The 22,505-nt window shown below is 74.3% G+C and carries 13 protein-coding genes and 1 pseudogene; 8 read left to right on the top strand and 6 right to left on the bottom strand.

Features of this window, described 5'->3' with window-relative positions; all coding sequences use genetic code 11:
- The first annotated feature begins 133 nt into the window (after positions 1–133).
- On the top strand, positions 134–1,051 hold the full coding sequence (locus ACGF13_RS32590) for a hypothetical protein (protein WP_392882172.1): 918 nt from the start codon (positions 134–136) through the stop codon (positions 1,049–1,051).
- Positions 1,052–1,184: 133 nt separating this feature from the next.
- On the opposite strand, the pseudogene ACGF13_RS32585 reads toward ACGF13_RS32590, so the two are convergent.
- The 5 genes and pseudogenes from ACGF13_RS32585 to ACGF13_RS32565 all read right to left on the bottom strand — a co-directional run.
- Positions 1,185–1,289, bottom strand: a pseudogene (locus ACGF13_RS32585) (leucine zipper domain-containing protein); the annotation flags it as partial.
- Positions 1,290–1,333: 44 nt separating this feature from the next.
- Positions 1,334–1,768 (bottom strand): VOC family protein, encoded by a 435-nt coding sequence (locus tag ACGF13_RS32580; RefSeq protein WP_392882170.1) that lies wholly within the window; start codon positions 1,766–1,768, stop codon positions 1,334–1,336.
- 96 nt (positions 1,769–1,864) lie between these two features.
- Positions 1,865–2,785, bottom strand: a complete 921-nt coding sequence (locus ACGF13_RS32575) for a transglutaminase-like domain-containing protein (protein WP_392882168.1) — start codon at positions 2,783–2,785, stop codon at positions 1,865–1,867.
- A 186-nt stretch (positions 2,786–2,971) separates the two neighbouring features.
- Positions 2,972–5,875, bottom strand: a complete 2,904-nt coding sequence (locus tag ACGF13_RS32570) for an RNA repair domain-containing protein (protein ID WP_392882165.1) — start codon at positions 5,873–5,875, stop codon at positions 2,972–2,974.
- Positions 5,875–7,665 (bottom strand): RNA ligase family protein, encoded by a 1,791-nt coding sequence (locus tag ACGF13_RS32565; RefSeq protein ID WP_392882163.1) that lies wholly within the window; start codon positions 7,663–7,665, stop codon positions 5,875–5,877. The genes ACGF13_RS32570 and ACGF13_RS32565 overlap by 1 nt, the downstream gene beginning before the upstream one ends.
- A gap of 212 nt (positions 7,666–7,877) precedes the next feature.
- Between ACGF13_RS32565 and ACGF13_RS32560 the strand changes: the two genes are divergently transcribed.
- The 4 genes from ACGF13_RS32560 to ACGF13_RS32545 all read left to right on the top strand — a co-directional run bounded on the left by ACGF13_RS32560 (position 7,878) and on the right by ACGF13_RS32545 (position 17,788).
- Entirely contained in the window at positions 7,878–8,663 is a 786-nt protein-coding gene (locus ACGF13_RS32560) for a class I SAM-dependent methyltransferase (RefSeq protein ID WP_392882160.1), read from the top strand.
- A gap of 146 nt (positions 8,664–8,809) precedes the next feature.
- Positions 8,810–14,734, top strand: coding sequence for a hypothetical protein (locus ACGF13_RS32555; RefSeq protein WP_392882158.1), 5,925 nt, complete (start codon positions 8,810–8,812; stop codon positions 14,732–14,734).
- Positions 14,731–16,251: a hypothetical protein gene (locus tag ACGF13_RS32550; RefSeq protein WP_392882155.1), complete on the top strand. Its 1,521-nt coding sequence runs from the start codon at positions 14,731–14,733 to the stop codon at positions 16,249–16,251. The genes ACGF13_RS32555 and ACGF13_RS32550 overlap by 4 nt, the downstream gene beginning before the upstream one ends.
- Positions 16,252–16,603: 352 nt before the next feature.
- Positions 16,604–17,788 (top strand): cytochrome P450, encoded by a 1,185-nt coding sequence (locus ACGF13_RS32545; RefSeq protein WP_392882153.1) that lies wholly within the window; start codon positions 16,604–16,606, stop codon positions 17,786–17,788.
- 75 nt (positions 17,789–17,863) lie between these two features.
- Here the strand turns inward: ACGF13_RS32545 and ACGF13_RS32540 are convergent, their stop codons facing one another.
- Positions 17,864–18,601: a FadR/GntR family transcriptional regulator gene (locus tag ACGF13_RS32540; RefSeq protein ID WP_392882151.1), complete on the bottom strand. Its 738-nt coding sequence runs from the start codon at positions 18,599–18,601 to the stop codon at positions 17,864–17,866.
- 56 nt (positions 18,602–18,657) lie between these two features.
- On the opposite strand from ACGF13_RS32540, the gene ACGF13_RS32535 reads away from it, so the two are divergent.
- The 3 genes from ACGF13_RS32535 (at position 18,658) to ACGF13_RS32525 (ending at position 22,363) form a co-directional block, all read left to right on the top strand.
- Positions 18,658–19,470, top strand: a complete 813-nt coding sequence (locus ACGF13_RS32535; RefSeq protein WP_392882148.1) for a gamma-glutamyl-gamma-aminobutyrate hydrolase family protein — start codon at positions 18,658–18,660, stop codon at positions 19,468–19,470.
- Complete coding sequence (locus tag ACGF13_RS32530; protein WP_392882146.1) at positions 19,467–20,894, top strand: amino acid permease; 1,428 nt, start codon at positions 19,467–19,469, stop codon at positions 20,892–20,894. Before ACGF13_RS32535 ends, ACGF13_RS32530 begins: the two co-directional genes overlap by 4 nt.
- A gap of 236 nt (positions 20,895–21,130) precedes the next feature.
- Positions 21,131–22,363: an alpha/beta hydrolase family protein gene (locus ACGF13_RS32525; RefSeq protein WP_392882145.1), complete on the top strand. Its 1,233-nt coding sequence runs from the start codon at positions 21,131–21,133 to the stop codon at positions 22,361–22,363.
- Positions 22,364–22,505: the final 142 nt, after the last annotated feature.

Genomic DNA, 22,505 nt, shown 5'->3' with positions numbered 1-22,505 from the left:
CTGGAGGCCGAGACCGGACACCGGGCCGGGTATCCGGAGCGGGCCTTACCCGGGGGGACCGCGGCCGGGCGTCGATCCGGCGACGACCACGTTCGGTGAGTATCGTCGGGCCAAGGCCGTTGAGCTGACGGCGATGCCTGCTGTCGAGGCGGAGGAGCTGGGGCTGCGGTTCATGAGCGAGCGCACCCTGCGGCGCCTGGCCCGCTGCGAGGGTGAGGACCCGTTGGCATCCTGTGCAGCGGACTGCGGTGATCGCCTTGGCCTGCTGGGCATCCTGTGGACGGTCTGCCCGGTCGGGGTGGATGATCCGGTCATGCCGACTGAAGAAGAGCTTGAGTCCATGGAAGTGCGCATCGCGGCCGTATCCACGGGTCCGTGGGTTCCCGTGCTGGAAACTCGCGGTGCGACCGGTGGGGCGAGCTGCATCCAGATCGCCCCGGCCACTGCTGTGGAGGACGATGAGATCTATCTCAGTCGGTTCACCAACGGGGAACGGGTCCAGGTCAGTCCGGACCTGCAACTGGATGCCGATCTTGATTTCATCGCTTCCGCGCGACAGGACATGCCCCGCCTGATTGCTGAGGTGAGGCGACTGCGCGCCCTGCTGCGGGGGGACAGTGATCGGCGGCGTGCCGCTGTCGTGGCGCTCCGCGAGCTCGGGCGAAGCCAGGACTACCGTGACCGGGCGGATGCCGGTCGCGGCTTGGCGGCCCTCGCCGACATGCAGGAGGCCCTCGGGCCACTGCTGGAGCTCGTGCTTGACCCGGGTGACACCTTCGTCACCCGGGTGACCGCGGAAGCCGTGCTTCGGCGAAGGGACAAGATCGGGCTGACGATAGTCGCCTCCGCGATGGCAGTCGCCAATCCGAGTCACAGCGATTGGATCCACACCGCAATCGTCGACGTGTTCAGCATCTTCTCCGAAGACCGGGACAAGGCGCTGCAGTTGTGCGAGGAGATCCTGTCGGACACTGACGACCGTGTTGCCCTGGGGGCCCGTCAACTGCACGACATTCTGGCCGAGATCGACCCCGCTCTTCGCCCCGCGTAGCGCGGACCATCCCGGTGGGATGGCGATCTGCGCTTCGAGGTCGGCGACGCGGCGGTCCTGGAACCGCAGGTTGGAGCGGGCGGCCTTGAGTCGTTCATCGAGCGTGCGGTTGTCGGTGGTGAGTTGGCGGACGCGTTGCTTGAGGGTGTTGGTGTGGAGCCAGTCGGTGTGGCCGGCTGGAACGGTCGCTCATGCCGGCCTCGCCGAGCGAGCGGTAGCGGTCCGCCCAGCGCTTGGCCGGCGAGGGCAGAGGCCGGGAAACGTCCCCGACCTCTGCCGGCCTCAGGCCGAGGCTGCGGCGACGCAGAACTCGTTGCCCTCCGGGTCGGCCATCACAACGTGGTGCCCGCCGAACTCCTGCAGGACGGCCCCACCCGCCTTCACCAGCCGCTCGGACTCCGCCTTGATCTGCGCCCACCGCTCACCGGCACTGCCGTGTCCCGGCACCCGAATGTCGATATGAAGCCGGTTCTTCGCCGTCTTCGGTTCGGGGACCTCGAGGATGGAGAGGCGAGGGCCTACGCCGTCGGGATCGCAGAGCCATGCCCCGTCGTACTCCGAGTCGTCCTCCGGCAGGTCAAACTGCGCGAGCCACTCCTCGCGGGTCCTGAAGGGAGCGGGCGGAGGCTCGTCGATATAGCCCAGTGCCGTCTTCCAGAAATCGGCGAGGAGTTGCGCGTTCGCGCAATCGAGAGTCAGATCGATTTCGGCTGCCATGGCAGGACCGTACGGCACATCACTGACACTGACAGTGCCCCGCAGCCTCGGCCCCTGCCCGGGGAGAGCCTCACTGGTCACACCACGACCGGGCCGTCAGCGCAGGGTGACCTCGCGGGGGCCGTTGAAGGGGGCCAGGGACAGGACGGTCCTCGGGGTGCGCAGGGCGTCGTGCTCGGCGAAGAGGCGGCGGACGGAGGGGAGGTCGACCGGGCCGACGGTCAGGTGGGCCACCTCGTCGTACGGCGCGTGGGGCGTGTTGGTGGAGGCGGTGCCCCAGGTGTCCCAGAGGAGGGTCTCGACCTTGTTCAGGGCGGCGAGGTCGAGCCGGGTGGAGTGGGCGACGAACCACTCGCCGTTGAGCGGGCCCTCCTCGGGCGGGTGGACGCCGAAGGAGTCGGCGGCGGCCCGGTCGGAGCGGATGGTGCGCCAGGCCCGGCCGGCGACCAGGAAGCGGTCGCGCGGGACGTCCATCGGGTCGAAGTCCACCTCCCAGGCGGCGGCGACCTTCGGGTCGGTCAGCTGAGGGTCGGCGAGCAGCCAGCCGCGACGGTCGTCCCAGTACTCGGTGGCCACGTGGTCGCAGTGGAAGCCGTCCGGGCCGAGGTAGTCCGCGAAGCCGCAGCGCAGCCGGGCCGGGACGCCGACGTGGCGGAGGAAGGAGCAGTGCAGCAGGGCCAGGTCCCGGCAGACGCCGACGAAGCGGTCGGCCGGCGCCCGGGGGTGGCTGAGCGGGGCCGGGTCGCGGTCGGCGATCAGGTCCAGGATGTCGTCGAGGTAGCGCGTCTCGGCGTCGTGGTGGAGCCGGTCGGCCGGGATGGGGTGGTGGAACAGTTGGCCTTCGAGCCGATGGATGATCAGGTTCCGGGCGATCCGGGCGAGTCGGCTCGGATCCTTGGGGAGTTCGGTGTAGCGGGGGAGGTGGGCGCCGGGGTCGGAGAAGACGCTCTGCCCGAGGTAGAAGGCGGGGAAGTCGGCGGAGGGCACGGGGGAGCTCCCATGGGGCTTCGGCCGCATGATCGATGGCTGGGCCGCTGGTCCTCACCGTGGCAAATTTTGCGGGCGATTGTCCAGAAGAGCCGGACGGGAAGGGGTGGTTCGGCTGGTCGGTGTGGTTCCTCGGGCGGGCGTCGTGCGGGCGATCGGGATGGGTCCGGCGGGCCGAGGCGGCCGGTGGTTCGGCGGGCCGGGGCGGCCGGTGGTTCAGCGGGTCGGGGTGGGGACGCCGCCGCCGTCGACGTACTCGACCCGGACGCCGGGCAGGGTCCGGGACCAGGCCTTGGCGAGCGGGGCGATCCGGGCGGCGGGGAGCGGGGCGGGGCCGAGGCCGATCGGGAGGTGGACGCGGCCGTCGGCGGTCCGGTACGGGTGGGGCCAGGCGTGCAGCCGGGTGGCCCCGGCCTCCTCCAGGGCGGTCAGCAGGGCGCGGATGCGGCCCCGGACCAGGCCGAGTGACTCCTCGTCGGTGCCGACCACGGCCCAGGCGGCGTGCCGGCGGTGCAGCGGGGGCGCGGCGAGCAGGGCCGGCCAGGGGGCTTCGGCGGCCGCAGCGGCGGCTGCCTTACCGGCCTTACCGGCCTCGGCTGCCTTGCCGGCCTCGGCGGCCTCGGTGGTCAGTTCCCAGGCGCGGTAGAGCTCCTCGGTGAGCAGGTCGCGCAGCTCCGCGCCGACCTGGGTGGTGCAGCTGCGGACCGGGGCGGAGGGGGTGAGGACGGTGAGCGGGCCCGAGCAAGGAGGCGTCGGGTCGCCGGTGAGGGCGACCGGCCGGCGCCAGTCCCAGCTCGCCCAGGTCTCGGCGAAGCGCAGGAAGAGGTCGTCCTCGGGGCCGCCGGTCGCCTCCAGGACGGTCCGCGCGGCCAGCACCGACCAGGCGAGCGAAGGCAGTTGACCGAAGGGCGCGGAGTCCAGGCCGCGCGCCCGGGCCCAGGCCTTGACCTGGCGCGCCAACCGGACGAAGCGGGGGTGGCGGTCGCCGAGCGCCGTGAGGATCGCCTCGGCGTCCGTGACCGCGCTCAGCGCGACGGCCTCGGCCTCGCCCAAATCGGCACGACGGTCGACGGCTCGGGCCGGATCGAGCGCGCCGGTGAAGGCCACCACGAGGTCGACCGACAGGCCGTCGGCGGCCAGCCGAAGCCCCGGCACCCGGGCGCCGCGCACCTCGCGCAGCCCCCGGGCCCGCGGCAGCGCGGTTGCCACCCGGGCGCGGACGGCGGGCAGGTCGGCGGCGCCGGGCAGCGCGACCACCAGGTCCAGGTCCCCTCCGTCGAGCTGGCAGCCCAGCCGCCGGGAGCCGACCGTGTGCACCACGCCCTCCGGCAGGGCCGCCGCGACGAGCCGGGCCAACGCCCGGGCGGTGTCGGTGTGTCGGGCCGACTCCGGGGCGGGCGAGGCGATCGGCTGCTCGGGCACCGTCCGCACCTCGCCCGTCCCCAGTGAGACCACCGCGCGCGGCCGCATCGGCTCGGCGCCCCGACGGGAGAGCACCACCAACTCGCCGACCCGGGCCGGGACCGCGGTGAGCCGGGCCGCGCAGTCGGCGGCCGCGCGCTGTGGGTCCTCGCTGCGCCCGAGGGTCAGATGCGGGGTGAAGCCCTCGGCCCGGCCGCGGCAACGGGGGAAGCGCCGCTCCAGCGCGTGCCGCAGCGCCGCCCACGGGGCGGGGGACGCGGCGGCCGGGTCCAGCCAGACGGTGGCGTCCTCGCGGTGCCCGAAGGTGTGCACGCCCTCCAGTCGCGCGGTGAACGGCGCCACCTCGGCGGCCGCCGCGCCCAGCAGCGGCAGGGCGCGGTCGAACTCGGCCTCCGGGACGAAGCCGAACAGCAGGTTGACGTGCGGGGGCCAGCGGCGCAGCTGCGGGTCGTACGCCTCGCGCAGCCGCTGGATCGGCGGCCACAGCTCCTCGGGCGGCAGCCAGGCGACGGCGGTGCGGGCGGTGGGCGCCGCCTCCAGGACGCCCGGTGAGCGGCCGGCCGAGCCCTCGCCGTCGAGTACGTCGAGTACGTCGAGCACGAGGTCGACGGCCACGCCGTAGTGGTCGGAGGGGAGGAGCCCGTCCTCGGCCGGGCGGTCGCCGAGCAGGACGGCGGCGGTGGCGTGGGTGCCGTCGCCGCGGTGCAGGACGCGGTCCAGGCGGCCCGGCCGGCCGGTCAGCGAGGAGACCGCGGCGAGCGGGTTGGCCGTCGGGTCGAAGGTCGGGGTGTCGTCGGCGGGCCCGCGCACCTCGGTCCAGGCGTCCCGCAGGCCGAGCGCGGCGGCCGGTCCCGACGCGTCGGAGCGGGCGTCGTTGAAGTCCCCGAGCAGCAGCAGCTCGCCCTCGACCCCTGCCAAGCCCTCGGCCAGTCGGGTGAGTTCGGCCCGGCGCCGGCCGGCGCCGTCCGGTGAGTGGTCGCTGCTGAGGTGGACGGCGGCGACGGTCAGCGGTCCGCCGGCGGTCCGTATCGAGAGGGCGGTGACGGCCTTGTGCGGGCCCAGCGCGTGCCGTCCGGCCGCCAGCACCGGCATCCGGCTGAGCAGCAGCAGGCCGTGGTCGTCGACCTCGGGCCCCAGCGGGTCGGCGCCCAGGGTGTACCCGGCGCGGACCCAGGGCGCCGCCAGCAGCAGCGTGATTAGGGCGGGCTCGACCTCCTGGAGGGCGATGACGTCGGCGTCGGCGGCCGCCAGCGCGGCGAGCAGCAGGGGCCTGCGGCGGGCGGAGGCGATGCGGTCGGTGTCGTAGCGGTCCCAGAGGGTGTTCCAGGTGACCACGCGCAGGCCGGCGGCCGTCGGGGCCCGCGGACCGGCCTCCGCGGGCCGCCAGCCGCCGTCCGGGTGCCAGGCGTACGGGGTGGTCGCGGTGAAGAAGGGCGCGGGCAGCCGGGGCGGGTCGGTGCGGCGCCCGGCCTCGGTGCGGTCGAGCAGGTCGACGCCCGAGGCGCGGTCCCAGACCCGTACGCCGTCCGCCTCGACCCAGTGCACCCGGTGCCAGGGGATCTCGCCGGAGGCGGTGAAGGCCTCCAGCGGGACGCGCTCGGTGCGGTCGTCGCGCTGGCGCACGCCCAGGGTGAACCGGGCCGGGTCGAAGCGGGCGTCCCAGCGGATGCGCTGGCAGATCTGTTCGATGGGGCGCATCAGTCCTCCTGCTCGTCGATCGTGCCCGCCGTGTCCTCCACCGTGCCACCGGGGCCGACGTACCAGGTGCGGTGCGCCTGGCCGGGGTACGGCGGGCCGTAGCGGTGCAGCTGCGAGGCGAGCACCTCGGCGGGCACCGGGTGCGGCCGGACGGCGTTGCGGCGCAGCAGCTCGTCCGCGCCGACCACCGGCACGACCTGGGTGACCAGGGCGTCGCGGCGTTGGGCGACGGCGTGGACGAGGGAGCGCTGCTGTCGGTTGAGCGAGGTGGCGTCCCAGACGGCGGTGGGCCCGGTGGGGCCGCCGGGGACCAGGGCGGCCTCCAGTCGGGCCAGCCCGACGCGCAGCACCTCGGCGTTGTCGCGCTGGTCGGCGCGCGAGCCCCGGGCGGCACGCAGGTCGTCCAGGCTGATCCGGGCGGCCACGCCGCCGAGCCCGGCGGCGAAGCTGCTCTTGCCGCTGCCGGAGGGGCCGCAGAGGTGGAGCAGCCGGGGGAAGCGGCCGTCGCGCCAGCGCCAGGTGGCCGCCACGGCCTCCTCGGCGGTGGCGATCCGGCCCAGGGCGTACGCCTCGCGGGCCTGGGCCCAGCAGCGGTCGGCGGCGTCGCGGTCCAGGCCGGCCAGCGCCTCGCGCAGGCCGGCCCGCAGCGGGGCGAGCGGCGCCTGGTCGAGCAGCCCGGCGTCCTCGGCGTACAGCGCCGACCACGCGACCAGCTCGCGCTCCGCCCGGCCGGGGGCGGCGGTCGCGGCGACGGCGTGCAGTACCCCGAGGTCGGCGGCGGCCGAGAGCCTGACCAGCCCGGCGCGGCGCTCCTCGTCCGGGTAGGGCCGCTGGAGGGCCGGGTGCAGCCCGACCAGGTCGGCGACCCGCCGGGCCAGCGGCAGGCCGAGCGGTCCGGCCAGCCGAGGGGCCAGCGACTGGCGGGGGGCGGTGCGCAGCGCGGTGGCGAGCACGCCGGCCAGCCGGGCGTCGCCGCCCCGGCCCAGGTCGTCCAGCCGGGCCGACACCTGGGCCAACTCCTCGGGCGGGAAGGTGAGTTCAGGGATCCCCAGGGCGGCTGCGAGGGCGGGGGGTTCGGGCAGCGCACCGGACCGTACGGCCCAGAGCGCGGCGCCCGGGCCGAGCCCGTTCTCGACCACCGCGGCGTGCATCCAGTGGGTGTCGGTGCGCACGTGCCGCGGGCGCACCCACTTGGCGACCCGCTCGCCGAACTCGGCCCGGGGGAAGCCCCGGACGGTCCGCACCACGTACCCCTCCTGGTGGTCGAGGTCCAACCGCAGGGCGTGCAGGGCCCGTTCGTCGTAGCGGCCGCGCCACAGCACCCGGGGGGTGGGGATGCCGAGGCGGCGCAGGAAGCGGACGGTGTCGTCCCAGTCCAGGCAGTGGTCCCGGCCGTCGGGCCCGCCCGTCCCGCCCGTGGCGCCTGTCCTGCCCGCTCCGCCCGTCGCACCCGTCCAGACCGAGAAGCCGTAGAACCAGCTCTCCAGGTCGGTGTACGGGATCGAGTGCCGGGCGAACAGGTTCTCGCCGCAGATCCGCCAGCCGTCCGGGATGCGCGGGGCGATCCGGCCCTGGAGGCCCTTGACCCAGGCGCGGGAGGGGTGGTGGGCGGAGTCCAGCGAGCGGGCGTGCAGGCCGTCGCGGTAGAGGGTGGTGTTCTCGCCGTCCAGCTTCTCGGTGACGACGACCTCGGCGCCGGTCAGTGCGGACAGGTCCCCGGTCCGTACGTCGTCCGCCGCGGCGCCCGGTGACCAGGGCAGATGCGGCGTCCGGGGGTAGTGCACACGCATGTCCGGCTCCCTGGGCGTTCTTGATCCGGCGGACACTGTAGGAGCGGCCGCGAGGCCCCGGCCACCGATTAACCGGGGGCCGGGCCGGTCGCCCGGGGGGCCTGGCGGCGGAACCCGGCCGACACGCGGGCAGGAACGTCACTGCACCCCCGCGCCACGCCCCCGCGGTGCAATGGCGCGACCCGACACGCCGTCAACAGGGGAGGCCGACAGTGGAGACCAGGACGAGGGACGCGGATCCGGTCCGGGTGCTGGACGTGGCGAGCGCCGACTACCGTCGGGCGTTCGAGCTCTTCCTGGCCGGCACCGACGAGAAGCCGATCACCCACGCCCGGCTGGGCGAGATCGCGGCCGCCCTGCCGCACCGCCGGGTCCTGCTGGACCTCGGCGCGGGCGACGGCCGCACCACCGCCTACCTGAGCCGCTCCTTCGACCGCACGATCGCGGTGGAACCCAGCGCCGCGATGCGCGACAAGCTCCGCACGGTCTGCCCCGACGCCCTGGTCCTCCCGGAGCCGCTCGACCGGGCGCACCCGCCCGAGCAGGCCGACCTCGTCCACCTCTCGCACGTGCTCTACTACGTGCCCGAGGCGCACTGGCTCGGCACCGTCACCCGCGCCCTGGACTGGACGGCATTCGGCGGCACCCTCCTGGTGGTGCTCCAGAACCCGGAGAGCCCCTGCATGCGGATGGCCGCGCACTTCACCGGCGTCCGCTACGACCTCGGCCCGCTCGCCGACCGCCTGCGCGAGCGGCACCCGGAGCACGACTACGACCTCGAAACCCTCGACCTCCACTACCGCACGCCCCACCTCGCCGAGGCGGTGGACGTCGCCGAGTTCATGGTCAACGTCGCCGACCTGGCCGCCCTCGACCCCCGCCCCTCCCGCACGGCCCTCACCGCCTACGTCCAGGAGCACTTCGCCCTCCCCGCCGGCGGCTACGCCATCGGCCACACCCAGGACATGCTCATCATCCGCCGCGCCGCCCGCCCCTGACCCGCCGCCCGGGGCCCGTCCCCGGTTGACCCGCCGCCCGGGTTGTGTACGACCTCTCGTCAATCCGATGTTTGAAAGCCGAGAGGGAGTGCTGAACTGGCCGATTCCCCTGCGGACGAGCTCGGGAGCGTGTGAGGATGGCGGGCGTGCCGCCAGCTCCCGAACTTCGCCGTTGGCTCTCCAGTCAGCCGCCGGATGCCCTTCAGCACCTGCTCGCCTTCGTCGCCGTCGTGCACGGCCACCCCTTCGCGTACCGGGGCGAACCGACCCGGCAGGCTGGCGCGAACGCCGCGGGCATGCGTTCCTGGGTCGCCAAGGCGCCCATGGACCTGCTCCTGCACATAGCCGCGGTCGGCCACGAGGTGGCCGACCAGATGGCCCGTCAGCGCGGCTTCACGAAACAGGGCTTACAGAGCGTGGGCACCGAGTGCCTGACGGCGGTGTTGACGAGCCTGCCACCGTCGCTCGCCTGCCTCGCCCTCCACTGGTATCCGCTGGCCGACGAGGACATGCCCGAGCGCGGCCGGGTCCTGGAGCACTGGGACGCACTGTGGGAGGCCGCTGTCACGCCGGCCGACTGGCCCGAGCCGAAACGCCGGCGCGCGAGCAGGGCGGAGCCGCCCGGGTTCGGCGCGGCCGCGCAGGAGGACCAGTGCGGCGACCCGCACAGCACACGATCCGAAGCCGCAGACGGGGAGAACTTGGTGTCTGACGACCTGGCGGGGCAGCTCGAAGCCGCTGCGCACCGCCTGCGCAGGGAAGGCGAGGCGCTGGCCGGGCGGCTGGAGAGCCTCGCGGTGGACGTCCGCCGGGGAGCGGGGAATCGGGACGCCGGCCTGTCCGCGGCGGTGGACGCCTGGTACGACCGGCGGGCTGCCACGGCCGAGTTGGCGCTCGGACTCGGCGCCGACGTCCGGTGGACGGCCGCGCAGACCCATGACGACCTCGACCGGATCCTGGCGGACGTCCGCTCGGCGAAGGTCGTCGAGGAGATCGCGGCGGCGGAGGCCGAGCGTGCGGACCTCGTCGCCATGGTGGCCACGGTGAACTACGCGGGCGTGCGGAGTGCGCTGCAGGTGGAGATCGACGCCATCGACACCCGGCTCCGGGAGCTGCGGTCGGTCACGGAACGGCAGCCGGTGCCCGGCCCGGCCGACGTCACCCGCCCCGAGGAGTCCGCCGGGCCGGACGGGGCGGCCGAGGCCGCGGGCGAGGAACTGCCGTCCCCGGCCGGTGCGGAGGCGGAGGCGGATGCCGTCCCGGCCGCGATCGAGCGCGAAGCGCAGCCGCCGGAGGTCGCGGTCGAGGCGTCCGAGCAGCCCGTCGACACCCTCGACACGCCGGTCCCCGAGGAGGAGTTCGCGGTCCAGGAGACCGTACCGGCGGAGCCCACGGCGGGCGACGGCGCGACCGGATCCGAGCCGGCGCCGGCCGGCGAGGCCCCGGAGACCGTACCGACGGAGCCGTCCGTGTCCCCGCGGACCGCGGCCGAGTCCGACAGCCGAGTCGGGCCCGCCACCACCGCCACGGTCGCGATCGGTGAACCGCCGGTCGTGCCCGAGCAGTTGGTGGAGAAGCGCGCCGTCCACCCGCTCGGCATCCCGAAGCAGACCTCGCCCGAGGCCGAGCCGAAGGCCGCCGAGCCGGTCGCGGCACCGGTGACCGTCGAGTCGACCGCCGAGCCGACCGACGTCTGGACGCGGACCGGTGCCGGCCCCTCCCCGGTCGCGCAGCTGATCTCCGAGGGCCGGCTGGCCGAGGCGTACTGGCTGACCACGGCCGCCCGGGAGCGCCGGGAGCGGCGCCAGTCCCTGGCCTTCGCCACGTCGGCGTTCGGGCTGGTCCCCGGGCAGCAGGCCGCGATAGCCCTGCAGATCGGCGTCGAGGACGGGGCGCTGCCGACCGCGGAGGACCGCGACGGCTACCTCATCGCGCTGGCCGCCGCGGTGCGCAGCGGACTGCAGGCGGGGTGGGCGCTGCCGATCGTCAACGACTTCGCCCAGCTCCCGGGCCTGCCCGAGGTCTGGAACGAGCTCTTCCGGACGCTGGCCCTGGAGATCCGCAGGGGGGTGTCCGTCCAGCCGGGCGACGAGGTCCGGCTCGGGCAGGACGACACCGTCGACCCGGCGGACCTGCGTGACCGGGCGCAGGCCCTCAAGGCCCGTCTGGGGACCAGCAAGGTGGCGTACCAGCTCGCGTCGCGGGTGCTCCAGACCCTGCTCAAGGACGACGCGGAGCTGGGGCACACCCTCAACCTGATCGTGGCGTGGTCGGCGGGCGGCGCCACCTCCGAAGAGCTCCGTCAGGACCTGGAGAACACCTACGGGGAACACGACGCGATCGATCGGATCATCAGGGAGGCGACGCGCCGGGTCAGTTCGCCCAACCAGCGGAAGACCAAGATCATCGCCACCGCCCTGGACCAACTCCGGGGGCGCATCGGGGAGGTGATGGCGCTGCTGCGCGAGGCGGTCCAGGTCGCCGAGATGCCGCCGCGCGGCGACAGCCGGCGGCTCGGAAGCGAGCTGGTCGCGGCGCTGCGGGCGGCGCGGCAGGCGGCGCCGCTGCCGGGCCCCGGCGGCGAGGCGGTCCGGCTGCTGCTCGACTGGATCGGCACCAGAGACTCCCGGGGCGTCTCACGGGCCCTGCCCGGCCTGCCCGGCACCGACGTGCTGCTCGTCCTGCCCCGCCTGGCCTGGACCGTGGCGGCCGACGGCCAGGACACGCCCGACCTCGGCGCCGCGGACTCCCTGGACGCGCTGCTGGAGCTCGTGCGGCCCGCCGACCCGGGGAAGGCCTTCGCCGCCCACCTCGACCGCGGTGACCTGCACATCGCCGGGCGACTGCTCGACCTGGCGGCGGCGGGCCGGCTGGGCACCGTCGCCGCGCCCGAGGCGAACCAGCTGGACGCGTGGCGGCGCAGGCTCGGCGACGCCGAGGCCCACTGGCGGGAGCGGGCCGACGCGGCCCTGCGCCAGGCCGACAACCTCTTCGCGCAGGTCCGCCTGCAGAACCTGCTCACCCCCGAGCAGGAGAGCCATCTGGCGGCCCAGCTCCTCGACCTCAAGACCTCGGACCGCAGCCTGCGGTTCCGTCCGCTGCTGGAACGGGTGCGGGACGTCGTCTCCCAGCTGAAGGACCGGATGGTGGAGAAGACGGACCAGCTGCGCGAGCAACTGGTCGAGCTGAAGCTCGAAGCGGCGGACCTCGCCCGGATCAGCGCGCTGATCGACCGCGGCGACGTCGCCACCGCCGAGGAACTGCTCACCTTCGCCCGCAAGGGCGACCGCATCCCGGAACAGGTCGTCGAGACCGGCACCGAGCTGGCGGCCTTCCTGGAGGGCGTGCGCCACCCGGACTCGCCCAAGGCCGGCAGCACCGGAGCCGACGCGCGCTGGTGGTTCGACCACTACGCGCGCGGGCGCTCCGGACAGGCGGAGACCGACGCGGTCACGGCGGCCCTGGCGGCCTGGGAGGCGCTCGGACGGTTGAACGAGCGCCGCAACTCCTTCCAGAAGCACGTCCCCAGCGTGCTGCGGATGCTCGGCCTGAGCGTCAAGGGCCCGGTCCGGCTGGTGGACCAGGACCGCAAGGACTGGCAGGTGATGACGCTCTCGATCACCGCGGAGATCAGCGACAACGTCCCGGGCTACGTGTCCCTGATCGGCTCCCGTGCCAAGGGCGTCTACCGGGTCCTCCTCGTCGGCACCGAGGAGGTCGGCGCCGACGCCCTGCTGCGTCACCTGCCCGAGTCCGCGCTCGGCGCCAACATCATCCTCTACCTGCAGCCGCTCGGCATCGGCGGGCGCCGGCGGCTCGCCCAGGCCTCCCACCAGAAGCCGCAGCAGGCGATCGTCGTCGACCCGGCGGTGTTCGGCTGGATCGCCGCCGGTGAGGCCCGATCCTTCCGCGCGGTGCAGCGGGTGACGCTGCCGTGGGCCGCGTACCGGCCGTACGAGCCCTTCCGGGCCGGTCAGGTCGCCGCCGAGGTGTTCAAGGGCCGCGACCACGAGAAGCGCACGATCATGGCCCGCGAGGGCGGCCTCTTCCTCTACGGCGGGCGGCAGCTGGGCAAGTCCTCGCTGCTCCAGCAGGTGGCCGACAGCTTCCGGTCCGGGCACGGCGGCAACCAGGTCGCGGTCTACACCGACCTCCGGTTCGCCGAGATCGGGCTCAGCCGGCTTCCGCAGGAGATCTGGGGCGTGCTGGCGCAGCAGCTGAAGGCCGCCGGGGTGCTCGACCGCAGCGTCTCGGAGCACGCTGCCCCCACCGCCATCGGCGACCAGGTCCAGCAGTGGCTGAACGCGAGCGAGGAGCGCCGTATCCTCTTCCTCGCCGACGAGGCGGACGCCTTCCTCAACGCGGACGCCCGGCCGGTCGAGACGGTGGGGGCGCAGTCGACCTTCCGGACCCTCACCGGCCTGATGAAGCTGATGGCCGACACCGAGCGCCGCTTCAAGATCGTGTTCGCGGGCCTGCACCAGGTGCAGCGCTACAACCGGCTCACCAACTCCATCACCGGGCACGGCGGCGAACCGGTCCTGGTCGGTCCGCTGCGCGCGAAGGCCGCGATCGACCTGGTCGTCGAGCCGCTGGCCGCGGCCGGACTCTTCTTCGAGAACCCCGATCTGGTCTGGAGCATCCTGGCCCTGACCAACAACCAGGCCAACCTCGTGCAGATCGTCTGCGAGGGGCTGGTCGAGGAGATGCAGGGCCGCTCCCTGTCCGCGGAGGGCGGGCGCCCCCGGATCACCAACGCCGACGTGCAGAAGGTCGTCGAGAACGGAGGCATCCGGGACAAGATCCGGGACCGGCTCCGCCTGACCATCGACCTGGAGGACAGGTACCGGGTCCTGACGCTGATCCTGGCCCTGCGCAGCCTCACGGACGGCTACGCCCGCGGTTACACGCCCCAGGAGCTCCAGGAGGAGGCGCACCGGGTCTGGCCGGACGGGTTCCCGGAGCAGAACGGCGTGGACGAGGTCAGGACCGACCTGGTGGAGATGGAGGGCCTCGGCCTGGTCCTCCCGCTCCCCGGCCGGAGCAACAGCTTCGTCATGCGCAGCCCGAACCTCGTCAACATGCTCGGCACCCGTGACGAGCTGAAAGCGGAGCTGCGTACCAGCGAGTTCACCCAGAAGTACGACTACAACCCGCGCGTCGCCCGCCGGTCCATCGGCGTCGACCGCAAGCGGGTCATGCGGATGAGCCCGTTGACGGACGAGCAGTGGCACGACGCGCTGTTCCGGCGCACGGCGGTGGTCACGGCCACGGCGGCGCTCGGTGCCGGCTCCCTGGCCAGGGCCGCGGAGCAGCACGTCGGACGAGCGTGTCAGGTGGTGCCCGTGGCGCCCGCGGAGCTGACCCAGACGGTCACCAAGTGGGCCCGGGAGCGCTCCCCGCACCTGCTCTTCGTCGACCTGCGGGGCGTTCCGGTGGCGCGGGTGCGGGCCGACGTCGAGCGGCTCGCCAAGTACGCCTCGGCGTCGGAGGAGGAGGGCAAGGAGATCCCGCGCCGGCGCGCGCTGGTGGTCGTCGACCCGTTGACCGCGCTGCGCCCCGACTTCCCGAAGGTTTCCCGGACGCAGCCGCGGCGCTGGAACACGACCAGCCTGCGGGCCTGGCCGGAGCAGCCCTTCGTCTCGGTCCAGGAGCGTCGCAACCTGATCGAGGTGACCGGGGGCTGGCCCGGCTTCGTCGAGCGGGCCATCGCCCAGTACCTGCAGGGCACCCCCCGGGAGACGGTCTTCGACGACCTCCGGGCCCGGACGGACGACCCGGAGTTCGCCCGTGACCACCTGCGGCGGGTCGGCCTCTCCGACCGCCGGGTCGGGCAGATGGCCGGCTGGGCCGACATGTTCAGCCCGGAGGAGCACCGGCAGGGAAGGGCCCACACCATCCCGCAGGACCTGGCCGTGGTGCTCGACGACGACCTGGACGAGGCCGAGGCGCTGCTGGCGGACCTGGAGGCCCTCGGGGTCCTCGACGACGACGGCGAGGTCCTCACCGTCGACAGCGTCACCTTCCGCGCACTCAAGACCGTGGCGGGCGCGCAGGGTGGGGCGGTGTGACCGAGCTCGTCGATCCGGCCGGCGCGCTGTCCGCGGAGGCGGTCCGGTACCTGCCGGGCGCACGGCGCCACTGTGCCGGGGTGCTCGCCGACCTGCGCGCCGGGCTGAGCTGCGTCTGGCTGTTCCCGGACGCCGAGGTGGAGTCGGGCCGCGCCGACCGGGCCGTGGAGCAGGTGATCCACGGCCTGGACGACGTCGTGGACGTTCCCGGCCGGGAGCCGGTTCCGCGCCCGGCTCCGGCCGCGGACCCGCCGGAGCCGTGGGGTTCCTGGGAGCCGCTCGGCAGCGGGGGCGAACCGGGCGATCACCGCTTCGAGGACGCCTTCGACGTCGACGACGGTTTCTTCGACGTCGACGACGGCTTCGGGGACTGGGACGCGTTCGGGGCTGTCGGCGGTGGCGGCCACCGGGCGTCCGACGGCCTGCCGCCGGCCCCCACCCCCGACGACCGGTCGTCCGACGGCCCGGACACCGACGTCGCCGCGCGCCTGGCCCGCAGCCTCGGCCTGGACGGGGACCTGGTCTCCGGGCTGGTCGGCGGCGCGGACGGCCGTACGCCCGTGCTCGTCGTCCGGGCCTGGGCCGAGGCGGACCCGCACGCGGTCTCGCGGCTGGTACGACGCTTCCAGGCCGCCGTGAAGGAGGCCGGCCTCAAGCCGAGCGATCGCCCGCGCCTCCTGGTGGCCTCCCGCCTCCAGGACCTGGAGGCGGACACCATGGGGCTGCTCGACGGAACGGTGTCGAGGCCACACTGGTGGTGGGGAGTCTGGAACCACCTCGACACGGCCACCGTGGTCGCCGACGCGATCCCGCACACGGGCTTCGGACAGGCCCACGACCGCATGACGCCGGCCAAGCTCATCCGGCACGCCCTGCGCCGCGAGACCGTGGTCCAGACGGCCGGGCCGGATCTGGGACTGGCGGTGGAGCTCGCCAGGGCCTGGAACGGCAGGACCGGCGACCTGGCCTCCGCCCTCCGTGCGTGCTGCCCCGTGGACACCGCCGTCGAGCAGGGCGCCCAGGGGCAGGCCACGCCCGGAGCGGCGTACGCGCCGCTCCCCGAGAACGGCCTGCGTGAACGCTGGTCGGCCGGGCTGGTCGACAGCTGGGAGGGGCAGGTCCGGCACAGCCCCCGCGCCGGTGCGAGGAGCTCCGGTGGCACGGAACTCGACAAGCTGGTCTGGCAGGCCCAGAACCGCGTCCTGCTGCCGCTCATCGACGACGCCCGCCTCGGCTTCGTCGAGCTGCTTCCACGCATAGCGGTGCGCGGTGTCACCCGACTCGTCGACACCTATGTCCGGCGGTCCCTGCGCGACGCCAACGGCTCGTCGGCGGATGCGGCATCCATGGAACTCGGTGAGCTCTACGACGCGGCGGTGCACCGGGACATCACCCTGACCGAGGTCCAGTTCGCCCGGCTGCGCACGCTCCGGCGGGCCCGCAACAAGCTCGCCCACCGCACGCCCATCGACGATGCCCTGCTCCAGGACCTGCTGGACGCGCTCTCCGGCTTCTGACACCCGCGCCCGGTGAGGGGTGGCCCGGCGGGGCGGGCAGTGGGAATTCGGTTGCGGCCGTGCCGCGCAGGAGGAAGGCTCCTACCGCCCGAACCTCCCGAAACCCTTCCGAAACCGGACGTCCCGATGAGCAACGTCATAGCCGGCACCCGTCACGGTCAGGTCCGAGGAGGGGCGGCGCTGACCGGAGCGCGGGGGGACCGGGCGGCGCAGGGGGCGGCTCCGGCCCGGGGGAGGGCGCGCGCACGAGGCCCGCGCGCGCCCGCACGCCGCACGGGATCGGCGCCGAAGCGCGCGGCGGCGCGAGCACCTGGGTATCGGGAGTGGATATCGGGTGGTCTCGGGAGGGTCCATGAGTGAGCAGGAAGCGCCGCCGGTCTCGATCTTCTACCGTCGCGACGGGCTCGGCCCGGGCCCGGCGCTGAGCGAGGCCCAGCGGGGGGAGCCGGTCCGGCGCGTCCGGGACTTCTGGCTGCACCGGGTCGGCGAGTACTGGCTCGTCACCCGGCACGCCGACGTGCGGCGCGTGCTGGCCGACCAGGAGACGTTCGCGATGTACGACCCGGAACGCGCTCCGGTCCTGCCGAACGAGCTCCTCAACATGGACGCGCCGGAGCACACGCGGCTGCGCCGGGTCCTGACGCCGGAGTTCACCGGGAAGCGGATCCGCTCACTGGAGCCGATGATCCGCACCCTGGCCGACGAGCTGATCGACGCCATGGAGTCGCGGGGGCGCTCGGCGGACCTGATGGACGACTTCGCCCTGCCGCTGCCCCTCGGGGTGATCTGCGCGTTGCTCGGCGTTCCCGACCCCGACCAGGGGCAGTTCCACCGCTGGTCCCGCACCACGCTGGACCTCGGACTGCCGATGGAGGAACGGCTCGCGGCCGGCCGGGAGTCGCACGCGTACATGGCCTCCCTGGTCGCGGAGAAACGGCGCAGCCCGGACGACGGGATGATCGGCATGCTCGTCCGGGAGCACGGCGGCGCGGTGTCGGACTCCGAACTGGTCGGTGTCTGCGAGCTGCTGCTGCTCGCCGGCCACGTCACCGTGTCCAACACGATCGGCCTGGGCGTGCTGGCCCTGCTGTCGCACCCGGAACAGGCCGCCCGGCTGCGCGCCGCCGCCGAGGACGACCCGGTGATCGACACCGCCGTCGAGGAGTTGCTGCGCTACCTGTCCGTGTCCAGCACCGCGCTGGCCCGGACCGCGCGGCGTGACACCGAGGTCGGCGGCGTGCCGATCAAGGCCGGTGACCAGGTCGTCTGCCAACTGCCCGTGGCCAACCGCGACCCGGCGCTCGGCGCCGGGATGGAGCGCTTCGACATCGGACGCGCGCCCGTGTCGCACGTGGCCTTCGGGCACGGCCCGCACCGCTGCCTCGGCGCACCGCTGGCCCGCGTCGAACTGCGGGTCGCGGTGCCCGCGCTGCTGCGGCGGCTGCCCGGGCTTGCCCTCGCGTGCCCGGCCGAGGACGTCGCCTACCGGGTCAACAACGAGGTCTACGGTCTCCACGCGCTGCCCGTCACCTGGTGACCGGTGCCGCCGCCCCGACCGACGGCCGGGGCGGCGGCACGCGCACCTGGGTACCGGGCGGCGTTCGCCGGTCCGTCAGGCGGGGCGGGGCGGCTGCTGGACGAAGGGGAGGAAGAGGTCCGCGGTGGCCTCGGCGTGGACGGTGAACTGTTCGCGGGCCCGGGCCGGGTCGCGGTCCTCGATCGCGGCGGCGAGGGCGCGGTGGCGCTGGTCGGGGGTGCTGCGGGCCTCGGTGCCGCCGGGGTGGTTGGCGAGCAGCCGGGTCAGCTCGTGCTGGATTCCCTGCTCGGCCTCCAACAGGCGCTTGGAGCCGGAGAGTTCGGCGATGTGCAGGTGGAGTCCGGCGTCCGCCGTGCGGTAGGCCTCCGCGTCGGCGAGGGCCGCGTCGGCGGCGGCCTCCAGCTCGCGCATCCGGGCCAGTCCCGCTTCGGAGGCCCGCCGGGCGGCCCGGGCGGAGGCCTCTCCGGACACGGCGATCCGCCAGGCCGTCAGCTCCTCGATGTCGGCGAGCGTGTACGGGTGAAGGGCGGTCAGTTCGCCGATGCGGGTGAGGATGTCGGGGACGACGTAGGTGCCGGCCCCGTGGCCGCGCCGTGTCTCGATCAGGCCGTCCTCGCGCAGCACCGCCATCGAGTGGCGGACCGTCATCACGGCGACCCCGAACAGCTCGGCCAGGGTCTTCTCCGGCGGTAGGCGGTCACCCCCGACGAGGATCCGCGCGCCGATCAGTTCGCCGAGCCGGCGGGCGATGGCCTCCGCGGCCCCCGCAGAACGCACCGGCTCGATGTGTTGAGTCCACCCCTTGCCATCCATGAAATCTATCTTCTAGATTTCGCATCTCATCCGCAAGCCGTTCAACAGGAGAGCCTATGAGCGTCACCGACCACCCGGCACCCCTCATCGGGATACCCGTACGCCTCAGCGACGGCGACGCCCCGGACGCCGACGTGCGGATCGGCGAGGCGAACCGCATTTTTGACGAGGTCGTCGGCCTGGTCCGGGCCGCCGGCGCCGAGCCCGTCCTGCTGCAGCCGGACTCCGCGGACAGCCCGCTGGACGAGCGACTCGCCGACTGCGCCGGCTTCGTGGTGCCCGGCGGAGGGGACGTCGACCCGGCCCTGTACGGTGCCGACTCCGACCACCCGTCGCTGTACGACGTCAACCCCGTACAGGACGGGCTGGACGCCGCGGTGGTCCGGTACGCCCTGGAGCACCGGCGGCCGATGCTCGGGATCTGCCGCGGCATGCAGCTGCTCAACATCCTCCGCGGGGGGAGCCTCCACGTCGACATGGCGCCGACCCCGGTCACGCACAACCCGGAGCCCGGTGTCGAGTGGGCCGTCCACGACGTCGCGCTGTCGGCCGACAGCGCGGTGGCCGAGGCGTTCGGGCGCGGCCGGATCCCGGTGGCCTCCGGGCACCACCAGGCGGTCGACCGGGTGGGCGACGGACTGCGGGTGTCGGCCCGCGCCGACGACGGGTGCGTGGAAGCCGTCGAGGCGTCCGGCGACCCGCGGGCGGCCTGGACCGTCGGCGTCCAGTGGCACCCGGAGGCGCTCGAACCCGACTCCGAGCTGCGGCTGCCGCTGTTCCGCGCGCTGCTGGCCCAGGTGAACGCCCAGACGGACGGCCCGGCGGACGCCCCGGCGGGCGCCCAACCGAGAGTGGAGCCGCAGTCGTGAGCGACACCAAGGGGCGCGCGGACGCCGTTACCGTCGAGGCCGGGCAGGACCGCGCGGCGGGCGGCGGGCCGCAGCTGTCGCGGAGCCTGCTCAGCCGCCACATGACCATGATCAGCATCGGCGGAGCGGTCGGCGCCGGGCTGTTCGTCGGCTCGGGCGTGAGCATCCAGCAGGCGGGCCCGGGCGTCCTGATCGCCTACGGCCTGACGGCCGCCATCGTCGTGGTCGTCATGCGGATGCTCGCCGAGATGTCCGTGACCCGCCCCGACACCGGCGCCTTCGCGGTGTACGGCCGACTGGCGTTCGGCCGCTGGGCCGGGTTCGCCAGCGGCTGGATCTACTGGGTCGGCTGGCCGCTGGGCATGTGCATCGAGTCCATCGCGGCCGGCCAGATCGTGCACGGCTGGCTCCCGGCCCTCCCGGTCTGGCTGGTCGCCCTGGTGATGCTCGGCACGGTGACCGCCGTCAACCTCGTCTCCGTGCGCGCCTACGGCGAGATGGAGTTCTGGGTGGTGTGGGTCAAGGTCGCGGTGATCGCCCTGTTCATCGCCGTCGGCCTGGTCGCGGTCGCCGGCCTGCTGCCGGGCACGTCCGCGCCCGGCACCGGGAACCTGCTGGGCCAGGGGGGCTTCCTCCCGATGGGCCTCAGCGGTGTCGTGATCGCCACCTCCGGCGCGATGTTCTCCTTCTCCGGTACGGAGATCGTGACCATCGCCGCCGGCGAGGCCGAGGACGCCGCCGCCGCGATCCGCAAGAGCACCCGGACGATCATGTGGCGGGTCACCGTCTTCTACCTCGGCTCGCTGTCCGTGGTCGTCCTGCTGCTGCCCTGGAACAGCGCCGCCGTCGGCGAGAGCCCGTTCGCCGCCACCCTCGAGTACCTCGGCATGCCCGGTGCGTCCACCGTGCTGAACATCGTGCTGTTCGCGGCGATGCTCTCCACGATGAACTCCCAGGTCTACGCCAGCTCCCGGATGCTGTTCGCGCTGGCCCGGGACCGCGACGCGCCGTCGCTCTTCGCCCGGATCTCCCGGCGCGGGGCACCGCACGCGGCGATCCTGTTCACCTCCGCGCTGGCGGCGCTCTGCCTGCTCCTGCAGGTCTTCCACCCGACGACCGCCTTCAGCCGGCTCGTCGACATCACCGGCGACACCGTCTACGTCACCTGGATCGGCATCGCCGCGGCCCACCTGGTGCTCGGCCGTCAGGACCGCGCCGGCGGGCGCCGGCCCGTCCCCGGCACCGGCGTCTGGCTGTTCCCGGGGCTCACCTGGGCGGCGCTGCTCGCGCTCCTCGGGCTGTACACGGTGATGATCGTCCTGGCGGACTCGCGCGTCGACGCCCTGCTGGCGCTGGCGCTCACCGTGGCCGTGTCCCTCACGGGGCTGTGGCTGCAACGGAGGCAGTCGTCGCCGTCGGCCTGAGGGCAGGCCGGGTCGGAGCCGACCGACAGCGCGTACCGCGCGGGGGGATGCGGCCGGGGGCGGAGTTCGTGATCCGCTCCTGGCCGCACATTTCCGGACCCACCCGCCCGCTCAGGGTGGAGGCGGCTCCGCCCGAGCGGCGGGGTCCGTCCGGCGCGGCGGGTCCGACCAGCGGCTGAGCCGGTTACGTCGCGGGCAGGACGCGCCGGCGCCGGCCGCGAACCTAACGTGGCGTCATGTCGACAACTCCCCGGTGGCGCAGCGCCGCCCGGTTCGCCGTACCCATCGCCGCCCTCCTCTCGCTGGCCGGCCCGCAGACCGCTTCGGCCGTCTCCCCGGCCGCCGGACCGCCGCCCTCCGCCGCGGCCTCTTCGGCCTCTTCGGCTTCGTCGGGCTCGTCAGCCTTGTCGGCCTCGCCCGCCGGCGCGGCGGCCGAGGTGCGGGTGCCCGCGCCCACCACGCGCCGCCCGATCGGCGCCACCTCGGTCCACCTGGTGGACACCGGCCGGCCCGACCCCTGGCGGCCGGACACCGCCACCCGCGAACTGATGGCCACCCTCTGGTACCCGGCGCAGTCCGCGCGCGGCGAGCAACTGCCGTACCTCTCCCCGGAGCTGTCCACCGCCCGGTACGGCACCCCGGACCTCGCCGCCGTGCGCACGGGGGTCAAGGCCCGCACGGTGCCGGCGCCCGGGCGGCATCCGTTGGTCGTGCTCTCGCCCGGCTTCGGCTACGACCGCTCCTCGCTCACCGCCCTCGCCGAGGACCTCGCGGCCCGGGGCTACGCGGTGGCCGCGCTGGACCACACCTACGAGACGGCCGTGCAGTTCCCCGACGGGCGGATCGAGGCGTGCCTGATCTGCGACAAGGTGGACGACCGGCTGGCGGCCGAGGTGATCCGCAGCCGGGCGAAGGACATCGGCTTCCTGATCGACCGACTGACCGCGCCCGGGCCAGGCCTCGTCCGCGGCCTGCGGATCGACCGCGACCGGATCGGCGCGGCCGGCCACTCCATCGGCGGCGCGAGCGCCGTCGAGGCGATGCGCCAGGACGGCCGGATCCGCGCCGCCGCCAACCTGGACGGCGACTTCTTCGTCCCGCTCCCGGCCGACGGCCTCTCCCGCCCGGTGCTGCTGCTGGGCGCGCAGCGCCACGCCGGCCAGTCCCCGACGGCGAACTGGGACGAGGCCTGGCGGCACCTGACCGGCTGGAAGCGCTGGCTGGACCTGCCGGAGGCCGGACACCTGTCGTTCTGCGACGTGCACTGGCTGGTGGACGCCCTCGGCATCCGCGAGCAACTGCCGCCCGAGGGCCTCGCGGAGCAGTACGGCAGCATCAAGGGCGACCGCGCGCTCGCCGCCACCCGGGCGTACCTCGGCGCGTTCTTCGACCGGCACCTGCTCGACCGCCCGGGCCGGCTGCTGGACGGGCCCTCGGCGGCTTATCCGGAGGTCCGCTTCGCCAAGTAGGCCCGCCGGCTCGGCGGATCCGGCCCGGTCTGCCCTGGTCCGCCCCGGTGCGCTCCGGCCCGCCCCGGGGGCCGGGGCGTCCTCGGCGAACGATTCCGGTCAAGGTCGAGCCGGTCTCCGCCGGTCGTGTCCGGAGACGAAC

The sequence above is a fragment of the Kitasatospora sp. NPDC048286 genome (genome assembly GCF_043201735.1).
Lineage (GTDB): Bacteria > Actinomycetota > Actinomycetes > Streptomycetales > Streptomycetaceae > Kitasatospora.
Note: the sequence above shows the minus strand (reverse complement) of the source record. Positions and strands in the feature narration are given on the sequence as shown.